Here is a 20017-nt window from a genome sequence, read left to right as displayed (position 1 = left end):
CCGCCGCCTAGCGTGACCCCATGGAGCTGAAGACATGGAGCCTCGCCGACCGGCCCGACAGGGCAAAAGGGGTGCTCGCCATGGCCGACAGCTGGCCCGAGTTCGTCGTCAACGACCTCGTCGGCAACGCCCACTACCCGCGGATCGCCGCCGAACTGCCGCAGTTCGTGCAGTTCGCCGAGGACGAGCACGGTGAGATCCTCGCGCACGCCCACAGCGTGCCGTTCGCGCTGCACACCGAAGGCCGGGGCGAACTGCCGGCCCGCGGCTGGGACGAGATGCTCGGGTGGGCCTTCTCCGACCTGCGCCACGGAGTCGACCCCGACACGGTCGGCGCCGTCTCCGTGGTGGTCGCCCCGCACGCCCAGGGCCACGGTCTGTCCGGCCTGATGCTCGCGGCGATGCGCGCGAACGCCGGCCGCCTTGGCTTCCGTGAGGTCGTCGCCCCCGTCCGCCCCAGCGCCAAGCACCTCGAACCCCGTACGCCCATGGCGCAGTACGCCCGTCGGCTCCGCCCCGACGGGCTGCCGCACGACCCCTGGTTGCGCGTGCACGCGCGCGCGGGAGCCACGTTCCACTCCGTGGCCCCGGCCTCGATGACGGTGGTGGCCCCGCCGGCGGACTGGCGCCGCTGGACCGGACTGCCCTTCGACACGGCGGGCGAGATCGAGGTTCCCGGAGCACTGGTACCGGTGCGGTGCGAGCCGGAGCGCGGCTACGCGGTGTACGTCGAGCCCAACGTGTGGATGCGGCACTCCCTTTGAGCCACGCGCGCCCGCGGAGGCGTGCGTGGCCCGCGAAGTGATCAGTGTGACAACGGTTCGGTACAACCCGTGACGGGTTGTCGGTCTCGGGCTATACGCTCGAAGCGACCCTCGAACGACCGGTGTCGCCCGACGCCGGCCGACTCCGTCACCGCACTTCAGGCACCAGGAGCAGCCATGCATGGCCACGGCTACACGCAGCCGGTGAAGCAACCGCCCCCGACGGCGTGGCTCGTGCTCGTGCGTGTGCTGTTCGTCGCGATCTCCGTCCTCAGTCTCGGCTTCCTGACCTGGACGATGCTGCTGCGCCTGGCCATCGTCACCCGCAGGTCGCTGGACTGGGGTCTGTTCGTGGCCGTGCTGGCCGTCGACATCCTCGCGGTGGTCCTCCTCGGTACCGAACCCGGCGACGAGATCCACACGCCGGGCGGCTGGACCGGCCTCTTCCTGCTCCTGGGCACGCTGGTGGCGGTGCTGGCGTACTACCTCGCCGCCGAGGCACGCCACTTCCAGCAGCTCCGCCTCGGCGGCGGGCACACACCCCCGCCCGGCTACGGCTACCCGCAGCCGCCGTACACCCATGCGACGACGGTGCCGCAGACGCAGGGCCGGACCACGCCGCCCCGCCCCTCGCACGGCCCGAACCCCTCGCACACCCCGCCCACCCCGCCTCCGATACCCACCACGCCCCCGCAGCGCCCGGCGCCCGCGCGCATCGACCAGGTCCGGGCCGAGCTGGACGAGCTCAGCGACTACCTCCGCAAGCAGGACGGCCGGCGCGACGGTGAGCACGAGGGCGGCAGGTGACCGTGACGACAGGACGTGTCGTCGCCGACCGCTACGAACTGGCCACGCTCATCGGTCAGGGCGGCATGGGCCAGGTCTGGACGGCGTACGACCGGCGGCTGGACCGGCGCGTGGCGGTGAAGCTGCTGCGCCCCGACAAGGTGGCCGGACAGGAGGCCGACGAGCTGCGCCGGCGGTTCGTGCGGGAGTGCCGGGTGACCGCGCAGGTCGACCACCCCGGCCTGGTCACGGTGCACGACGCGGGCAGCGAGGCCGAGGAGCTGTTCCTCGTCATGCAGTACGTCGACGGCGTCGACCTCTCCGGCCACCTCGCCGGACGCGACCCGTACCCCTGGCAGTGGGCGGTGGCGGTCGCCGCGCAACTGTGCGCGGTGCTGAGCGCCGTGCACGCGGTGCCGATCGTGCACCGCGACCTCAAGCCGCGCAACGTGATGGTGAAGCAGGACGGCACCGTCACGGTCCTCGACCTGGGCGTCGCCTCGGTCATGGACACCGACACCACCCGCCTGACGCACACCGGCTCGCCGATCGGCTCGCCCGCCTACATGGCGCCCGAACAGGCGATGAGCGGCGCGGTCGGGCCGTACACGGACCTGTACGCGCTCGGCGTGGTGCTGCACGAACTCCTCAGCGGCGAGGTCCCCTTCGCGGGCTCCACGGCGCTCGGGGTGCTCCACCGCCACCTGTACGAGCCCCCGGTGCCCGTGCGCCGGCTCCGCCCCGAGGTCCCCGAGGCCCTCGAAGCCCTGGTGCTGCGCCTGCTCGCCAAGGACCCGCAGCACCGGCCGGACTCCGCGCAGGAGGTGTACGAGGACCTGTCCCCGCTGCTGCCCGCGCGCGGCACCCCCAGCGGGGCGGCCCTCGACCCGACGCGCCCCTTCGTCCGCCCGCACGCCCCGTGGCCGGACCGCGCCCGCACGCCCGCCCCGCAGCCCGCCCCCGTGCCGCCGGCCACCGGGAGAACGGACGTCGCGCGCGCCGTCGACGAGGTCAAGCAGCTGCTCGGCGAGGGCCGCATCACCCAGGCCGTCGACATCCTCGGGGCGATCCTGCCGACCGCGGCCGAGCAGCACGGCGAGCACTCGCCGGTGGTGCGCACCCTGCGCAAGCAGTACGCGGCGACGCTCATGGACGACGGCCAGTACCGGCGCGCCCTGCCCGAGCTGCGCCGCCTCGCCGACGAACGCGCCGCCGAGGCCGGCCAGGCCGACCCGCAGTCCCTGCGGTTCCGCTACGAGGCCGCCCAGTGCCTCGAACAGCTCGGTGACCCGGCGGCGGCGCTCGCCGCGTACCGGGCCCTGCTGCCGTACTACGAGAACCAGTACGTCTCCGGCGACCCCCAGCTCGCGCACGACGTCCGCCGCCGCATCGGCCACCTGCTGCTGGCCCTCGGCGACCGCGCGGCCGCGCACGACACCCTGGCGCGGCTGCTGCACGACGTCGAACGGACGAGCGGAGTCGGACACCCGTTGGCGGCGGAGGTGCGCCGGACGCTGCAGTGGCTGGGACAGGTGCGCGGATAGTCCCCCGGGAGCCGGATGGCGCGGCGGTGCCCGAAGTCCTGGTGAATCGTTGGTCGAATGGGTTGGCCAAAGCCGGACTGCTGCCTACCATCGATCACCGCAAGACTTTGTGCACCGCCGCACAATCTCCTCGGGAGGTTTCCTTGCACCGCCGTCGTCGCCGCACCGCGCTTCTCCTCTCCGTCGCGATCGCCTCGGCGCCCGCCCTCACCGCCTGCGGGAACGACGCGCATCCCGGCGCGGCCGCCGTCGTCGGCGGTCAGCGGATCACCGTGTCCCAGCTGGAGACCCGGGTCCACGAGGTGCGCGAGGCGCAGCGGGCGGCGGTGAGCGACGAGGCGCAGTACGCGCAGGTGATCGCCAAGACCGGCACCCTGACCCGCGACACCCTGCACGGGATGGTCCTCGACCGGGTGCTGCACCGCGCCGCCCAGGACGCCGGCATCTCCGTCAGCCGCAAGGAGGTCCAGGAGATGCGGGGCGGCCTGCAGGAGCAGGTCGGCGGCGCGAAGGCGCTGGAGACGACCTGGCTGCAGCAGTACGGGGTGGCGCCGGAGCGCCTGGAGGAGAACCTCCGCCTCCAGCTGGAGGCCCAGAAACTCGCCGCGAAGCTCGGCACCGACACCAGCCAGCCCGCCTTCTGGAAGGCCCTCTCGGACGCCTCCGAGAAGCTGAACGTCGACCTCAACCCGCGCTACGGCGACTGGGACGTCCAGAAGAGCAGCCGGGTGGACGCGAAGACGCCGTGGGTACGGGAGATCACCACCGGGCAGCAGCCCGCCTAGGGCCTGTCGCCGGGGGGGGCGGCGGACGGCCGCCCTCGGGCGGCCCACGGGCCTGTCGGTGAGGTGGGTTACGTTCGGATCGTGAACGCAACCAGCTCCGGCCGCATCGTCCTGCTCACCACCAGCCACCGCGTGGCCCCGGGTCTGCTCTCCTGGCCCGCGTGGCAGGCGCTGCACGCCGCGGACCGCGTGCTGTGCGCCGACGGGGCGCATCCGCAGCTGCCGTATCTGCGGGAGGCGGGCATACCGGTGGAGGAGGCGGCCCCGACCGCCGAGGAACTGGTCGACGCGTGCGCCGGCGGGCGGACCGTGGTCGTCGTCGCCACCGGCGAGGGCGAGCCGGCCCTCACGGACGGTCTGGCGCGGCTCGCCGGCAGCGGACGCTTCCACATGCCCGAGCTGGAACTGCTCCCCGCCTCCTACGACCTGCCGGGCGCCCGCCTGCTCGACCTCGTCCAGGTCATGGACCGGATCCGCGGCGAGTGCCCCTGGTCGTCGCGGCAGACCCACAAGGGCCTGGTGAAGTACGGCATCGAGGAGGCGTACGAACTCGTCGAGGCGATCGAGGAGGGCGACCGCGACGAGCTGCGGGAGGAGCTCGGCGACGTGCTTCTGCAGGTGGTCTTCCACGCCCGGATCGCGGAGGAGGACCCCGAGGCCCCGTTCTCCGTCGACGACGTCGCGGGCACCCTCGTGGACAAGCTGGTCCACCGCCACCCGCACGTCTTCGGCGAGGAGAGCGCGGCCACTCCCGAGGAGGTCAAGGCGCACTGGCTGCGCACCAAGGCCGAGGAGAAGCGGCGGACCTCGGTGACCGAGGGCATCCCGCTGCACCAGCCCGGCCTGGCCCTCGCGGCGAAGCTGGCGTCCCGGGTGCGCACGGCAAGGCTGGACGTGCCCCCGCCGGCGGGCGAGGGCGTCGGGTACGAGCTGCTGGCGCTTGCGATCCGCGCCGAGGCCGAGGGCACGGACCCGGAGACGGCCCTGCGCGCGGCGGCCCGCGCCTACCGCGACGCGGTACGCGCCACCGAAGGCGCCGACGCGTAGAGCCTGTCCGGGACCCCTGCCCGTGGCGCGACGCCGTGTCCGCCGTGCGACGCCGTGTCCGCCGTGTCCGCCGCGCGACGCCGTGTCCGCCGCGCGACGCCGTGTCCGCCGCGCGACGCCGTGCTCGCCGTGCCCCCCGCGTGACGCCGTGCTCGCCGCGCGACGCCGTGCCCGCGGTGCGACGCCGTGTCCGCCGCGCGTCGCCGTGTCCGCCGTGCGACGCCGTGTCCGCCGCGCGACGCCGTGTCCGCCGTGCGACGCCGTGTCCGCCGCGCGACGCCGTGCTCGCCGTGCCCCCCCCCCCGCGCGACGCCGCTCGCCGTGCCCCCCGCGCGACGCCGTGCCCCCCGTGCGACGCCGTGCCCGTGGCGCGACGCCGTGCCCGCCGCGCGACGCCGTGCGACGTGCTCGCCGGGGCTGCTGGGGGCGGGCGCGGCGGACGCCTGTGCGGTGTGTGGTCCGGTGGGGCGGATACCGTCGGGGAGTGACCGACCAGCACCACCCCGACGCGCCCGCGCCCGCCCCGGCGCCCGAACTCTTCACCTGGGAGTTCGCGACCGACCCCTACCCCGCGTACGCCTGGCTGCGGGAGCACGCCCCCGTGCACCGCACGACGTTGCCCAGCGGGGTGGAGGCGTGGCTGGTCACCCGGTACGCGGACGCCAAGCAGGCCCTCGCCGACCAGCGGCTGTCCAAGAACCCGGCGCACCACGACGAGCCCGCGCACGCCAAGGGGAAGACCGGTATCCCCGGTGAGCGCAAGGCCGAGCTGATGACACATCTGCTCAACATCGACCCGCCGGACCACACCCGGCTGCGGCGGCTCGTCGCGAAGGCGTTCACCCCGCGCCGCGTCGCCGAGTTCGCCCCGCGCGTGCAGCGGCTCACCGACGACCTCATCGACCGGTTCGCCGGCAACGGCTCCGCCGACCTCATCCACGAGTTCGCCTTCCCGCTCCCCATCTACGCCATCTGCGACCTGCTCGGCGTCCCGCCCGAGGACCAGGACGACTTCCGGGACTGGGCGGGCATGATGATCCGGCACGGCAAGGGCCCCCGCGGCGGGGTGGCGCGGTCGGTGAAGAGGATGCGCGGCTACCTCGCCGAGCTGATCCACCGCAAGCGCGAGTCCCTCCCCGCCGAGCCCGCCCCCGGCGAGGACCTCATCTCGGGCCTCATCCGCGCCTCCGACCACGGCGAGCACCTCACCGAGAACGAGGCCGCGGCGATGGCCTTCATCCTCCTGTTCGCCGGCTTCGAGACCACCGTGAACCTCATCGGCAACGGCACCTTCGCCCTCCTCACCCACCCCGCCCAACGCGCCCTGCTCCAGGAGTCGTTGGCCCGTGGTGAACAGGCCCTGCTGGAGACCGGTGTCGAGGAACTCCTGCGCTACGACGGCCCCGTCGAACTCGCCACCTGGCGGTTCGCCACCCAGCCGCTCACCCTCGGCGGCCAGGACATCGCACCCGGCGACCCGGTGCTCGTCGTCCTCGCCGCCGCCGACCGGGATCCGGAGCGGTTCGCGAACCCGGACACGCTCGATCTCTCCCGCCGTGACAACCAGCACCTCGGTTACGGCCACGGCCTCCACTACTGCCTCGGGGCGCCGCTGGCCCGTCTGGAGGGCCGGACCGCGCTGGCCACCCTCCTGACCCGCCTCCCTGACCTGCGGCTCGCCGCGGATCCCGCCGAACTGCGCTGGCGGGGCGGGCTCATCATGCGAGGTCTGCGGACGCTGCCGGTGGAGTTCACGCCTGTGCGGGAAAAGTGACGGGCTTTCAACTATGTGATCTTCACGTGATCTGCGCGGCATGAACTTGTGACAAGTGATCGTCTGCCTATACCTTCACCCCTCAGCACGGCCTTTCGGTTTCACCGGCCGCGCAGGTCCCCGCTGTCACGCGAAAGGTCCCCGCATGCTCTCCGGGAACGGTCGTCACCGTCGCCCCCGTCAGGCGCCCGCACTCGTCGTCGCGGCCGGCGTGACCGGCTCCGCCATCGCCCTCCCCCTCCTCGCCGCCACCGGCGCGAGCGCGGCCAGTGGGACGACCTGGGACCGGGTCGCCGAGTGCGAGACCGGCGGCTCCTGGAGCGCCGACACGGGCAACGGCTCCTACGGCGGACTCCAACTCTCCCAGCGGGACTGGGAGAAGCACGGCGGCCTCACCTATGCCGCGAGCGCGGACCTGGCCAGCCGTTCGCAGCAGATCGCCGTCGCCGAGAAGGTCCTCGCGGACCAGGGCGTCGGCGCCTGGGCGACCTGCGGCCCGCTGGTGGGGCTGGAAGCGGACTCCGAGTCGGCCACGGTCGACACGGGTGTGGTCGGTGACGCGTCCAGTACGCCGCTCTACACGAGAAGCGGCGATACGGGCGGTCTGTCCAACTCGCTCGGATTGTCCCACTCGTCCGGTCGCGCCTCCTCCGGCGCCTCCGACCGGGACGGCGATGCCAAGGGGTCCGGCAGCTCCCGCGGTGCCGGGGAGTCCCGCACACCCGCGAACTCCGCGAACCCTTCGGAATCCGGCGAATCCACCCCGTCCGGCGGCTCCAGCTCCCCGGGTGCCGAGGGCTCGACCTCGCCCGGCTCCGGCGAGTCCACCGGTTCCAGCGAATCCCCCGAATCGGGCGAATCTCCCTCAAGTTCCTCGCCCTCGGGCGTGCCTTCGAGCACCCCGAGCGCCTCGAACCTCACCGGCACGGGCCTCCTCGGCTCCGGCAAGCACCGGGGAGGCAGTGCGGACGAGGACGGCGAGCGCGCCGGCGGCTCCTCGGGGCGGCACGCCTCGCGGGACGGTGCCGCCGGGCGTCCGGGCCTCGACGACGCGTACACGGTCCAGGACGGCGACACCCTCTGGGGCATCGCCGACTCCCTTGGCGTGCAGGGTGGATGGGCCTCGCTGTACGTCGTCAACCAGGACGCCCTCGGTGGCGACCCGGACCACATCGTCCCCGGTCAGTCGCTGGATGTCGGCGCGGAGTCGGTCGGCAGGTAGGGCGGGAAACGGCCCGGGAACAGCGGGAGTTCACGTCACACTTCGAGCCGAATGTCCGATTTGGTGAAAGTGTGGGATGAGTCTCAGAAGCCCTGATCGTCTTTGAAATTCCGTCGATCGCCTGTCTACGGTCGTGACCGCTCGTCACCACGAGCCCCGGGTGCCGCAACGCCGAATCCTGCCAGCGGCCCTCCGGGAACAGTCGTCGCGTCAAGCGCCGTAGGCAGGAGCGGGGGACCCAAGGTAGGTGCCGGACCCGGCAGTTGAGGAGACTCAGCGCCGGAACCGGCTTGGGGTGAAGCCACGCCTCCCAGGGAGGTGTGGCCGGGCAACTCAACCGGCCCGAACCCGACAGCTCACCTCGCAGGCGTCGGTGAGGGGATCAACCATGCTGTTTTCCAGCAAGGGCAAGCACCGTCGTGCGTCCAAGACCGTTCGCGCCATCGCCGCCGTCGGCGTCACCGGCGCCGCCGCCGTCGCCGCCCCGCTGATGGCGGCCGGCAGCGCCTCCGCCGCCACGGCCTCCGAGTGGGACGCCGTCGCCCAGTGCGAGTCCGGTGGCAACTGGTCCATCAACACCGGCAACGGTTACTACGGCGGTCTGCAGTTCTCCGCCTCCACCTGGGCCGCGTACGGCGGCACGCAGTTCGCCGGCACGGCCGACCAGGCCTCCAAGGAGCAGCAGATCCAGATCGCCGAGAAGGTGCTCGCGGGTCAGGGCAAGGGCGCCTGGCCGGTCTGCGGCACCGGCCTGTCGAACGCCACCTACACCGGCGGCGGAGCCGCCGCCGACGAGTCGCAGAGCACCGGCACCGAGACGCGCGCGACCGAGGAGCAGCCGGCTTCGCGTTCCGCGGAGCGTCCGGCCGCGAAGGAGACCGTCACCACGCCGACCGGCGACAAGGTGAAGAAGGGCGACGGCGAGTACAAGGTCGTCGAGGGTGACACCCTCAGCACCATCGCCGCCGACCACGACGTCAAGGGTGGCTGGGAGAAGCTGTTCCAGCTGAACAAGGACATCGTCGAGGACGCCGACCTCATCTTCCCGGGTCAGCAGCTGCACCTGAAGTAGAACGGTCCGCCGCCGACCCGCCGGAGGCCCCCCGGGCTCCCGTGAGGGTCACCCCCCGTCCCCACGGGCTCCCCGCCCCGGTGCGTCTTCCCCCGTACGCACCGGGGCGGGGCTTTTTCGTGCGCCGCTCGCCGTGCGGTGCACCCCCGTCTTTGTTTCGTTCGGAAACAATTTACTCTCGGTTCGGTCCTCTAGAGGGGCGACCGGCTGGCCGATCGCACGGAGCCGGTTAGGCTCGTCTCGCAGAGCCGCCGCGGTCCTGCCCATCGCGTCACATCCACGAAGGAGATGCTCGTGCCGTCCATCGACGTCGTCGTAGCCCGGGAAATCCTGGACTCCCGAGGCAACCCCACGGTCGAGGTCGAGGTCGGCCTCGACGACGGCAGCACGGGTCGTGCCGCCGTTCCGTCCGGCGCTTCCACCGGCGCCTTCGAGGCCATCGAACTCCGCGACGGCGACCCCAACCGCTACCTCGGCAAGGGCGTCGAGAAGGCCGTCCTGGCCGTCATCGAGCAGATCGGCCCGGAGCTCGTCGGCTACGACGCCACCGAGCAGCGCCTGATCGACCAGGCGATGTTCGACCTGGACGCCACCGACAACAAGGGCTCCCTCGGCGCCAACGCCATCCTCGGCGTCTCGCTCGCCGTCGCGCACGCCGCCTCCGAGGCCAGCGACCTGCCGCTCTTCCGCTACCTGGGCGGCCCCAACGCGCACCTGCTGCCGGTGCCGATGATGAACATCCTGAACGGCGGCTCGCACGCCGACTCCAACGTGGACATCCAGGAGTTCATGATCGCCCCGATCGGCGCGGAGTCCTTCTCCGAGGCCCTGCGCTGGGGCACCGAGGTCTACCACACCCTCAAGAAGGTGCTGAAGGGCAAGGGCCTGGCCACCGGCCTCGGCGACGAGGGCGGCTTCGCCCCGAACCTCGGCTCCAACCGTGAGGCCCTCGACCTCATCCTCGAGGCCATCAAGGAGGCCGGCTACACCCCCGGCGAGCAGATCGCCCTCGCCCTCGACGTCGCCGCCTCCGAGTTCTACAAGGACGGCGTCTACACCTTCGAGGGCAAGGACCGCTCGGCCGCCGAGATGACCGAGTACTACGCGGAGCTCGTCGACGCGTACCCGCTGGTCTCCATCGAGGACCCGCTGTTCGAGGACGACTGGGAGGGCTGGAAGACCATCACCGAGAAGCTCGGTGACAAGGTCCAGCTCGTCGGCGACGACCTGTTCGTCACCAACCCGGAGCGCCTGGCCCGCGGCATCGAGGACGGGGCCGCCAACGCCCTGCTCGTCAAGGTCAACCAGATCGGCTCCCTGACCGAGACCCTGGACGCCGTCGAGCTGGCCCAGCGCAGCGGCTTCAAGTGCATGATGTCCCACCGCTCCGGCGAGACCGAGGACGTCACCATCGCCGACCTCGCCGTCGCCACCAACTGCGGCCAGATCAAGACCGGCGCCCCGGCCCGCTCCGAGCGCGTGGCCAAGTACAACCAGCTGCTGCGCATCGAGGAGATCCTCGACGACGCCGCGGTGTACGCCGGCCGCAGCGCCTTCCCCCGCTTCAAGGGCTGAGCGACGCCCTCGTAGGAAGCGTCGTCCGTACGTCCCCGCACCCGGTCCCGTACCGTGTGCGGGGACGTACGCGCGTGTGCACCACGCAGGCATGGGGAGGCGAGAGCCAGATGGCCGTGAAGGAACGGGACCGTTTCTCCACCGCGACCAGGCTCAGGTTGCTGGGCGAGCAGACCGCGGCCCGTGTCTACCGGTCGCAGACCCGCCGCCAGGCCCGCCGCTCCCGGCTCACCGGCCGCGCCGCCCTGCTCGCCCTCGTCGTCTGCTCCCTCGTCGTCGCGCTCGCCTACCCGATAAGGCAGTACGTCGCCCAGCGGGCCGAGATCGCCGACCTGCGGGAGCAGCGGCAGCAGGCCGAGGCGCGGGTCGAGGAACTGCGCGACCTCAAGGCACGCTGGCAGGACGACGCGTACGCGGAGCAGCAGATCCGGCAGCGGCTGCACTACGTGATGCCGGGCGAGACCGGCTACGTCGTGATCGACCCGGACGCCGCCCGGCAGTCGCGCACCGACCAGGGCACGACCGACCGCCCCTGGTACGCGAACGTCTGGGACGGGGTCGACAAGGCCGACGCCGCCCACCACCGGCCGGACGCCTCCGGCCGGTGAACGCACAGAGAGACAGGTATGGAAACGCCCCCGCCGCCCACCCCGCGCACCGAGCCCACCGACGCCGACGTCGAGGCCTTCAAGCAGCAGCTCGGGCGGCCGCCGCGCGGACTGCGCGCGATCGCGCACCGGTGCCCGTGCGGGCAGCCGGACGTCGTGGAGACGGCCCCCCGGCTGCCCGACGGCACGCCCTTCCCGACGCTGTACTACCTGACGTGCCCGCGGGCCTCGTCGGCCATCGGCACGCTGGAGGCCGAGGGCGTGATGAAGAAGATGACGGCCCGGCTGGAGACCGACCCGGAGCTGGCCGCCGCGTACCGTGCCGCGCACGAGGACTACGTCCGGCGCCGGGACGAGATCGAGGAGCTGAGGAACTTCCCGAGCGCGGGCGGCATGCCTGACCGGGTGAAGTGCCTGCACGTGCTCGTCGCGCACAGCCTGGCCGCCGGGCCGGGCGTCAACCCGCTCGGTGACGAGGCCCTGGCGCTGCTGCCGCAGTGGTGGCGCAAGGGCGCGTGCGTGACCCCGGCGCACGAGGAGGACGTCAAGTGACGCGCGTGGCCGCCGTGGACTGCGGTACGAACTCGATCCGGCTCCTCGTGGCCGACGTGGACGCGGCGAGCGGTGAACTGGCCGAGCTGGACCGGCGGATGACCATCGTGCGGCTCGGCCAGGGCGTCGACCGCACCGGACGGCTGGCCCCCGAGGCGCTGGAGCGCACCTTCGCGGCCTGCCGTGACTACGCCCGGATCATCAAGGAGCACGGCGCCGAGCGGGTCCGTTTCGTCGCCACCTCCGCCACCCGGGACGCCGAGAACCGGGACGACTTCGTGCGCGGGGTGGTGGACATCCTCGGCGTCGAGCCCGAGGTCGTCACCGGCGACGAGGAGGCCGAGTTCTCCTTCGTCGGGGCGACGAGGGAACTGGCGGGGCGCACGGATGTGCGCCGGCCCTACCTCGTGGTGGACATCGGCGGCGGCTCGACCGAGTTCGTGGTCGGCGAGGACCACGTCCGCGCGGCCCGCTCGGTCGACGTCGGCTGCGTCCGGATGACGGAGCGGCACCTGGTCGTCGACGGGGTCGTCTCCGACCCGCCGGCCGAGGAGCAGATCGCGGCGATGCGGGCGGACATCGAGGCCGCCCTCGACCTGGCCGAGGAGACGGTGCCGCTGCGCGAGGCCAGGACGCTGGTGGGGCTGGCGGGGTCGGTCACCACGGTGGCGGCGATCGCCCTCGACCTGCCCGAGTACGACTCGGCGCGCATCCACCACGCCAGGATCGCCCGGGACCGGGTCCGCGAGATCACCGCGTGGCTGCTGCGCTCCACCCACGCCGAGCGCGCGGCCGTCGCGTCCATGCACCCCGGGCGTGTCGACGTGATCGCCGCGGGCGCCCTCGTACTGTTGTCGATCATGGAGCGGTCCGGCGCCGAGGAGGTCGTGGTCAGCGAGCACGACATCCTCGACGGCATCGCCTTCCACACGGCGGGCGAGAAGTTCTAGGCGGCGGCAGCGACGTGGAACGGCCCCGGTTCCTCTTGGCCAGGAACCGGGGCCGTTCGTGTGCGGCCCGCGGGGGCCGGGTGTTCAGTTGCAGAGCAGGACGATGACTCCGCTGCACTCCTCGTCGCCGCCCCCGCCGTAGCGGTGGTGGGCCGAGGCCGGCTGGACGGCCGAGGCCTCGGTGGCGACGTGGTGGGCGGGCGTGGCGGCCGCGGCGGAGCCGGCCGTCACCGCCCCCAGGGCGATACCCAGGGCAGCGCCGACCGGGATTATGCGCGAGGCGGCCCGCATGAGGGCCCTCTGTGAAGTGATCATGCTTGCACGCTATGTGCAGTTCCAGGCGATTTCTCTTGGAGTGTGGCCGACCGGGTGACGGGCTTCCGGGCACCCGCGCACTACCGTCCGGTAGTCGCCGCTTGAGCAGGTCGACCGGCGTTTGAGCGGGGTGTGAGGGGTCCCTCGCCCCCGTGCCGACGCCTGCGGGGCACCCGCCCGGGAAAGTTCGTGAAGTTCTTCACAAGGAATTCGGCCCGGTGGGGGTGCGGACGGGGGCCGACTGAGCCTTCCGAGGGGTGGACAGGGTCTTGAACACGTTCAGACGGGCCGTGTAAGGAGGGGCGTGAAGGCTCTCCGCACAGGGGTTCCGGGTCGCCTCGTGAAGGGCTCCAGCGGGAAGAGAGGCAGCTCACGCGGCATTGACAACGGGAGGTAAGGCCGACCGGTTCCCGATCGTGACCATGATCTGGCTCACGTGGGCCGGGGAGTGTAGCACGGGCCCTGTTAGTGCTTGTGAAGGGGCGCACGAGCTCCCCCTCCGGACTGGGTGGATACTCGATGGCATGAGCACCACGGAGCGTCCCAGGATCCTCGTAGTAGGCGGTGGGTACGTAGGCCTGTACGCGGCTCGGCGCATCCTCAAGAAGATGCGCTACGGCGAGGCGACCGTCACGGTCGTCGACCCCCGGTCGTACATGACCTACCAGCCCTTCCTCCCCGAAACCGCCGCCGGCAACATCTCCCCGCGCCATGTCGTCGTCCCGCTGCGACGCGTGCTGCCCAAGGCGGAGGTCCTCACCGGCCGGGTCACCACCATCGACCAGGACCGCAAGGTCGCCACGATCGCGCCGCTGGTCGGCGAGGCGTACGAGCTGCCGTTCGACTACCTGGTCGTCGCGCTCGGCGCGGTCTCCCGCACCTTCCCGATCCCCGGCCTCGCCGAGCAGGGCATCGGCATGAAGGGCGTCGAGGAGGCCATCGGCCTGCGCAACCACGTCCTGGAGCAGCTCGACAAGGCCGACTCCACCACCGACGAGGAGATCCGCCGCAAGGCGCTCACCTTCGTCTTCGTCGGCGGCGGCTTCGCCGGCGCCGAGACCATCGGTGAGGTCGAGGACATGGCCCGGGACGCGGCCAAGTACTACAACAACGTGTCCCGTGAGGACATGCGCTTCATCCTCGTCGACGCCGCCGACAAGATCCTTCCCGAGGTCGGGCCGAAGCTCGGCACGTACGGCAAGGAGCACCTGGAGAGCCGTGGCGTGGAGGTCTACCTCTCGACGTCCATGGACTCCTGCGTCGACGGTCACGTGGTGCTGAAGAACGGCCTCGAGGTCGACGCCAACACCATCGTCTGGACGGCCGGCGTCAAGCCCAACCCGGCCCTGGCCCGCTACGGCCTCCCGCTCGGCCCGCGCGGTCACATCGACTGCGAGCCCTCCCTCCAGGTCAAGGGCACCGACTACATCTGGGCCGCGGGCGACAACGCCCAGGTGCCCGACCTCGCCGCCCGCAAGGCCGGCGTGGAGAACGCCTGGTGCCCGCCGAACGCCCAGCACGCGCTGCGCCAGGCCAAGGTCCTCGGCGACAACGTGGTCTCCGGCATGCGGGGCTTCCCGCAGCAGGACTACAGCCACGCCAACAAGGGCGCGGTGGCGGGTCTCGGCCTGCACAAGGGCGTGGCCATGATCGTCATGGGCAAGATGAAGATCAAGGTCAAGGGCCGCCTCGCCTGGTACATGCACCGTGGCTACCACGGCATGGCGATGCCGACCTGGAACCGCAAGATCCGCGTCTTCGCCGACTGGACGCTCGGCATGTTCCTCAAGCGTGAGGTCGTCGCCCTCGGCGCGCTGGAGTCCCCGCGCGAGGAGTTCTACGAGGCCGCGAAGCCCGCGCCGGTCGCCGCGGCCCCCAAGACCGAGGAAAAGGCCAAGGCTTCCTGACGCCTGAGCCCGGCCGAATCCGCTGAGGACCCCCTGCCATCCGTGGTGCAGGGGGTCCTTCGCCGTTCCCGCACGACGGGACCGGGCGAGGGTTTTGCCCAGACATAACGCGAACAGGGGACTGCGTTCCAGGCCCTCAGGTGTTTACGTGGTGTTGGATCACCGTCACGGAGGTGTGCGCCATGGCTGACGCCGCGTCGCGGCTGAAGGGGCTGCTCGAGCAGGTGGTGGGGAGTCCGCTCCCGGTGCGAATTCGCGCCTGGGACGGTTCGCAGGCGGGTCCGCCGGACACGCCGATCGTCGTCGTACGCAATCGGCGTGCCCTGCGCCGGCTGCTGTGGAAGCCCGGCGAACTGGGCCTCGCCCGCGCCTGGGTGGCCGGGGACCTGGAGATCGAGGGCGATCTGTACGCGGTCCTCGGTCTGCTCGCCGGCCTGATCTGGGAGCGCGGCGAGGACGCCCGCGGCCTCACCGAGGCACTGCGCGACCCCGAGGTACGCGCCGGCGTCCGCGGTCTGGTGAGGCTCGCCGGTCTCGCGCCGCCGCCCGCCCCGCCCCGCGAGGAGGTGCGCAGGCCCCGCCGGAACCTGCACACCAGGCGCAGCGACAAGCGCGCCATCAGCCACCACTACGACGTCGGCAACGACTTCTACGCGCTCGTCCTCGGGCCGTCCATGGTGTACTCCTGCGCCTACTGGCCCAGCCCGGACAGCACCCTGGAGACCGCCCAGCACGACAAGCTCGAACTCATCTGCCGCAAGCTCGCCCTGACTCCCGGTCAGCGGCTCCTGGACGTGGGCTGCGGCTGGGGGTCCATGGCGATCCACGCCGCCCGGGAGCACGGCGTGAGCGTCGTGGGGATCACGCTCTCCCAGGAACAGGCCGCCCATGCCCGTAAGCGCGTCGCGGACGAGGGTCTGACCGACCGGGTCGAGATCAGGGTGCAGGACTACCGCGACGTCACCGACGGGCCGTACGACGCGATCTCGTCGATCGGGATGGCCGAGCACGTGGGCGCCGAGCGCTACCGCGAGTACGCCGAGGACCTGCACGCCCTGCTGCGACCGGGCGGGCGGCTGCTCAACCACCAGATCGCCCGGCGACCGCAGCGGGACGAGTCCGCCTACCAGGTGGACGGCTTCATCGACGCCTACGTCTTCCCCGACGGCGAGCTCGCCCCCCTCGGCACCACCGTCACCCAGCTGGAGCGGGCCGGCTTCGAGGTGCGGGACGTGGAGTCGATCCGTGAGCACTACGCCCTCACCCTGCGCCGCTGGGTCGCCAACCTGGAGGCCGACTGGACCGAGGCGGTCAAGCTGACCGGTCCCGGCAGGGCCCGTGTCTGGCGGCTGTACATGGCCGCCTCGGCGCTGGCCTTCGAGCGCAACCGCATCGGCGTCAACCAGGTACTGGCGGTGCGGACCCCCGACTCCGGCGCCTCCGGTGTGCCGCTGCGCGCCCGTACCTGGGGCTGAGAGGCCGAGCCGCCGCAGCACGACGGGCCCCGCTCCCTCCCGGGAACGGGGCCCGCCTGCTCGTTACGGCTACTCCGCCTTGATCGCGTTCAGCATGTTCAGCCTCGCGGCGTTGCGGGCCGGCCACAGCGCGGCCAGCACGCCCACCAGTCCGGCCAGGACCAGGAAGATGCCGATCCGGTCCCAGGGGATGACCAGCACGTAGCCCGGGATCTGCTCCGCGACGGTCTCGCCGATCGCCCAGCCGAGGAACGAGCCGAGGCCGATGCCGACCACCGCGCCGAACACCGAGATGACCACGGCCTCCAGCCGGACCATCCGCTTCACCCGGCGCCGGTCGAGACCGATCGCCCGCAGCATGCCGATCTCCTGCTGCCGCTCGAAGACCGACATCGCGAGGGTGTTGACGACGCCCAGCACCGCGATGATCAGGGCCATCGCCAGCAGGCCGTACATGATGTTCAGCAGGGTGTTGATGGCGCCGCCGAACTCGTCGCGGATGTCCTGCCGGTCCATGACGGTGATGGCGGGGTTGTCGCCCAGCGCGTCGATGAGGACCTTCTCGTTCGCCGCGGACTGGCCGCCGTCCACCTTCACGAAGATCTGCCGGATGGACGGATTCACCTCGTGCGCGTCCACGATCTTCTTGTCGACGAGGACGGGCGAGAGGAACTCGCTGTCCTTGTAGACCGCGCCGACCGTCAGCGTGGCCTTCTTCTCGTCGGCGAAGGTGACCGGGACGGTGTCGCCGGGCTTCCAGCCCTTGCTCCTGGCCGTCTTGTCGGCGACCGCGATCCGGCCCTGGGCGAGCGAGCCGATGTCGCCGCTGACGACGTCGACGTCGAGGACCTTCTCGATGGCGCCCGGGGTGACCGCCGAGGCCGACACGTAGTCGTCCTTGCCGGTCATGAAGTAGGCGTCCTGCTGCGGGGAGACGGCCGACACACCCTTGGCCTTCTCCAGCGCGGTGAGCGCCGACTGGTCGAGATCCCCGCCGTTCGCCATCGAGACCATGTAGTCGGCCTTGATGTTGTCCGTGGTCATCTTGTCGATCGCCGTGCCGACCGTGATGCCGAGCACCGACAGGCCGGTCACCAGCGTCAGTCCGATGGCCAGTGCCGAGGCGGTGGCTCCGGTACGGCGCGGGTTGCGGACCGCGTTCTGGCCGGCCAGCTTGCCGGCCACCCCGAACGGGCCGACGAGCAGCGGACGGACGAGCGCGATCACCGGCCGGGACAGCAGCGGGATCAGGATGATCACGCCGATCAGCGCGAAGAACGCGCCCGCCCCGATGTACATCCGGCCGTCGTCGCCGCCGGTCGAGGCGCCGGCGACGATGCCGGCCGCGCCGATGGCGGTGATGGCCGCGCCGATGGAGTTGCGTACCACCAGCGACTTGGTGGTCGCCGCCGCGTGGACGCTGTTCATGGCGGCCACCGGCGGGATCTTCGCGGCCCGGCGGCCGGGCAGCCAGGCGGCGAACATCGTGATCAGCACACCGACGCCGACCGCGGCGAGTACCGGGGTGGCGGACAGCACCAGCGGGCCGTCCGGGATCTTCATCTCGAACGCGGCCATGCCGGAGCGCAGTCCGACCGCGAGACCGATGCCGAGGACGAAGCCGATCACCGAGGCGACCAGGCCCACCACCGCGGCTTCGGCGAGCACCGAGCGGGTGATCTGCTTGCGCGACGCACCGACGGCCCGCATCAGGGCGATCTCCTTGGTGCGCTGGGCGACCAGCATGGTGAAGGTGTTGGAGATCAGGAAGATGCCGACGAACAGCGCGATGCCCGCGAAGCCGAGCAGGACCTGCTTGAGGTTGCCCATGCCCTGCTCGATCTGCTTGGCCTGCTCGTCCGCGAGCGCCTTGCCCGTCTGGGCCTCCGCGGACTTCGGCAGCAGCGGCTTGACCGCGTCCAGGATCTTCGCGTCGTCCGCGCCGGAGGCGGCGGTGACGGTGGCGCTTTCGAAGTAGCCCGGCTTGAGGTACTGCTTCTGGGCGACCGCGGTGTCGAAGAGGACGAGGCTGCCGCCGGCGTTGACGGCGCCGTCCTCGGTGGTGAAGACGCCGCTGAGGGTGAACTCCTTCACCGGTCCGTTCGTCGCGACCCGGACCCGGTCGCCGACCCGGTACTCGCCCTTGGCCGCGGACTCCTCGTCCAGGGCGATCTGATCGCCCTTCAGCGGGCCGGCGCCGTCGGTGAACGTGTAGGCGGGGTCCTTGCCGTCCTCGCCGGGGGCGAAGTTGGAGCCCTTGTTGGACCAGCCGACGCCGATCAGCTTCCCGTCGGGGTCGGCGACCCCGGCGAAGCCGTTGACGCGGCCGTGGACGGCGGCGACGCCGTCCACCGCGGAGATCTTGTCGAGGGTCTTCCCGGTGAGACCGGGCTCCTCCTTCGGGTCGTCCGGGTCGGCGTAGGAGGTGACCGAGACGGCGACGTCGTCGTAGCTCTTCGCCGACTGGTTGCGGAAGGCGTTGGAGAGGGTGTCGGCGAAGACCAGGGTGCCGGAGACGAACGCGACGCCGAGCATCACGGCGAGCACGGTCATCAGCAGCCGGGCCTTGTGCGCGAGTACGTTGCGCAGGGCGGTGCGGAACATCAGCTGGTGCGGCCCTTCGCGTCGAACTGCTTCATGAAGTCGAGCACGTTGTCCGCGGTCGGGCCGTACATCTCGTCGACGATCCGGCCGTCCGCCAGGAACACCACGCGGTCCGCGTAGGCCGCGGCCACCGGGTCGTGGGTCACCATCACCACGGTCTGCCCCAACTCCCGTACGGAGTTGCGCAGGAAGCCCAGCACCTCGGCGCCGGAGCGCGAGTCGAGGTTTCCGGTCGGCTCGTCGCCGAAGATGATCTCGGGCTTGGAGGCCAGCGCGCGGGCCACGGCGACGCGCTGCTGCTGGCCGCCGGAGAGCTGGGCGGGGCGGTGGCCGAGCCGGTCGGCGAGGCCGACCATCCCAATGACCGAATCCACCCACTGCTTGTCGGCCTTGCGGCCCGCGATGTCCATCGGGAGCGTGATGTTCTCCAGGGCGGTCAGGGTCGGCAGCAGGTTGAACGCCTGGAAGATGAAGCCGATCTTGTCGCGGCGCAACTTGGTGAGCTGCTTGTCCTTCAGGGAGCCCAGCTCGGTCTCGCCGATGCGCACCGAGCCGGAGGAGAAGGTGTCCAGGCCGGCGACGCAGTGCATCAGTGTGGACTTGCCGGAGCCGGAGGGACCCATGATCGCGGTGAACTCGGCCTGCCGGAACTCGACGGAGACCCGGTCCAGGGCGACCACCTGGGTCTCGCCCTGTCCGTAGATCTTCGACAGATCCGTGGCGCGCGCGGCCACGGCGGTGGTCCGGCCGGCGACGGGTGTGGTGGTCACGGGGTGGCGCTCCTGTGGGACGACGGGGGTGGTTCTCGGGACGTGCTCCATCGTCCCGGCCGAACGGCGCCGTGTAGTCAGCCGCTGTTCCGGTTCCTGGGGCAGTCTCCAGTCGCACTACGGGTGCCCGTCTCATACCTGGGGATGACGGCCGGGCCCTACGGGATCCGTCGGGGGGACCATCTGTCAGGAACAGGTGGGGCGCCCTCGTCCGGGCGGTGAAATTCCGTCATTCCGCATACGCGGCCGAGACTCGCACGCAAGGCT

The 20017-nt window shown here is 71.7% G+C and carries 17 protein-coding genes and 1 riboswitch; of the genes, 14 read left to right on the top strand and 3 right to left on the bottom strand.

Translation table 11 applies throughout. The features are described 5' to 3' along the window. The first annotated feature begins 20 nt into the window (after positions 1 to 20). The 12 genes from ACZ7LV_RS32895 (at position 21) to ACZ7LV_RS32840 (ending at position 12679) form a co-directional block, all read left to right on the top strand. Positions 21 to 764, top strand: coding sequence for a GNAT family N-acetyltransferase (locus ACZ7LV_RS32895; RefSeq protein ID WP_471944793.1), 744 nt, complete (start codon positions 21 to 23; stop codon positions 762 to 764). A gap of 177 nt (positions 765 to 941) precedes the next feature. Then, complete coding sequence (locus ACZ7LV_RS32890; RefSeq protein ID WP_471944791.1) at positions 942 to 1571, top strand: hypothetical protein; 630 nt, start codon at positions 942 to 944, stop codon at positions 1569 to 1571. Between the two features lie 38 nt (positions 1572 to 1609). After that, a complete protein-coding gene (locus ACZ7LV_RS32885) occupies positions 1610 to 3094 on the top strand; it encodes a serine/threonine-protein kinase (protein ID WP_471944931.1) in 1485 nt (494 codons plus the stop codon). Between the two features lie 143 nt (positions 3095 to 3237). Continuing rightward, the gene (locus ACZ7LV_RS32880) at positions 3238 to 3879 is read left to right on the top strand and encodes a SurA N-terminal domain-containing protein (protein ID WP_471944789.1); all 642 of its coding nucleotides are present in this window, start codon (positions 3238 to 3240) and stop codon (positions 3877 to 3879) included. Between the two features lie 63 nt (positions 3880 to 3942). Next, positions 3943 to 4926, top strand: coding sequence for a nucleoside triphosphate pyrophosphohydrolase (locus tag ACZ7LV_RS32875; RefSeq protein ID WP_471944787.1), 984 nt, complete (start codon positions 3943 to 3945; stop codon positions 4924 to 4926). Between the two features lie 484 nt (positions 4927 to 5410). After that, positions 5411 to 6700, top strand: coding sequence for a cytochrome P450 family protein (locus ACZ7LV_RS32870; RefSeq protein WP_471944785.1), 1290 nt, complete (start codon positions 5411 to 5413; stop codon positions 6698 to 6700). A 145-nt stretch (positions 6701 to 6845) separates the two neighbouring features. Then, positions 6846 to 7922, top strand: coding sequence for a transglycosylase family protein (locus ACZ7LV_RS32865; protein ID WP_471944783.1), 1077 nt, complete (start codon positions 6846 to 6848; stop codon positions 7920 to 7922). Between the two features lie 205 nt (positions 7923 to 8127). Next, positions 8128 to 8307, top strand: a riboswitch (cyclic di-AMP (ydaO/yuaA leader). 3 nt (positions 8308 to 8310) lie between these two features. Continuing rightward, a complete protein-coding gene (locus tag ACZ7LV_RS32860) occupies positions 8311 to 8994 on the top strand; it encodes a transglycosylase family protein (protein ID WP_471944782.1) in 684 nt (227 codons plus the stop codon). A 294-nt stretch (positions 8995 to 9288) separates the two neighbouring features. After that, entirely contained in the window at positions 9289 to 10569 is a 1281-nt protein-coding gene (gene eno / locus ACZ7LV_RS32855; RefSeq protein ID WP_401681480.1) for a phosphopyruvate hydratase, read from the top strand. A 110-nt stretch (positions 10570 to 10679) separates the two neighbouring features. Beyond that, positions 10680 to 11177, top strand: a complete 498-nt coding sequence (locus tag ACZ7LV_RS32850) for an FtsB family cell division protein (protein WP_471944780.1) — start codon at positions 10680 to 10682, stop codon at positions 11175 to 11177. An 18-nt stretch (positions 11178 to 11195) separates the two neighbouring features. After that, positions 11196 to 11729, top strand: coding sequence for a DUF501 domain-containing protein (locus ACZ7LV_RS32845; protein ID WP_471944779.1), 534 nt, complete (start codon positions 11196 to 11198; stop codon positions 11727 to 11729). Then, positions 11726 to 12679, top strand: coding sequence for a Ppx/GppA phosphatase family protein (locus ACZ7LV_RS32840; RefSeq protein ID WP_471944777.1), 954 nt, complete (start codon positions 11726 to 11728; stop codon positions 12677 to 12679). The genes ACZ7LV_RS32845 and ACZ7LV_RS32840 overlap by 4 nt, the downstream gene beginning before the upstream one ends. A gap of 84 nt (positions 12680 to 12763) precedes the next feature. On the opposite strand, the gene ACZ7LV_RS32835 is transcribed toward ACZ7LV_RS32840, so the two are convergent. Next, positions 12764 to 12994 carry a hypothetical protein gene (locus ACZ7LV_RS32835; protein ID WP_401681469.1) on the bottom strand — a complete coding sequence of 77 codons (231 nt, stop codon included), beginning with the start codon at positions 12992 to 12994 and terminating at the stop codon, positions 12764 to 12766. A 524-nt stretch (positions 12995 to 13518) separates the two neighbouring features. Between ACZ7LV_RS32835 and ACZ7LV_RS32830 the strand changes: the two genes are divergently transcribed. Both ACZ7LV_RS32830 and ACZ7LV_RS32825 read left to right on the top strand, forming a co-directional pair. After that, entirely contained in the window at positions 13519 to 14901 is a 1383-nt protein-coding gene (locus ACZ7LV_RS32830; RefSeq protein ID WP_471944775.1) for an NAD(P)/FAD-dependent oxidoreductase, read from the top strand. Between the two features lie 182 nt (positions 14902 to 15083). Further along, positions 15084 to 16376, top strand: coding sequence for a class I SAM-dependent methyltransferase (locus tag ACZ7LV_RS32825; RefSeq protein WP_471944773.1), 1293 nt, complete (start codon positions 15084 to 15086; stop codon positions 16374 to 16376). Positions 16377 to 16445: 69 nt separating this feature from the next. On the opposite strand, the gene ACZ7LV_RS32820 is transcribed toward ACZ7LV_RS32825, so the two are convergent. Beyond that, positions 16446 to 18980 (bottom strand): ABC transporter permease, encoded by a 2535-nt coding sequence (locus ACZ7LV_RS32820; protein ID WP_471944772.1) that lies wholly within the window; start codon positions 18978 to 18980, stop codon positions 16446 to 16448. Beyond that, positions 18980 to 19750 carry an ABC transporter ATP-binding protein gene (locus ACZ7LV_RS32815; protein WP_471944770.1) on the bottom strand — a complete coding sequence of 257 codons (771 nt, stop codon included), beginning with the start codon at positions 19748 to 19750 and terminating at the stop codon, positions 18980 to 18982. The genes ACZ7LV_RS32820 and ACZ7LV_RS32815 overlap by 1 nt, the downstream gene beginning before the upstream one ends. Positions 19751 to 20017 lie beyond the last annotated feature (267 nt).

This window comes from Streptomyces sp. NPDC107562 (assembly GCF_055657325.1).
Note: the sequence above shows the minus strand (reverse complement) of the source record. Positions and strands in the feature narration are given on the sequence as shown.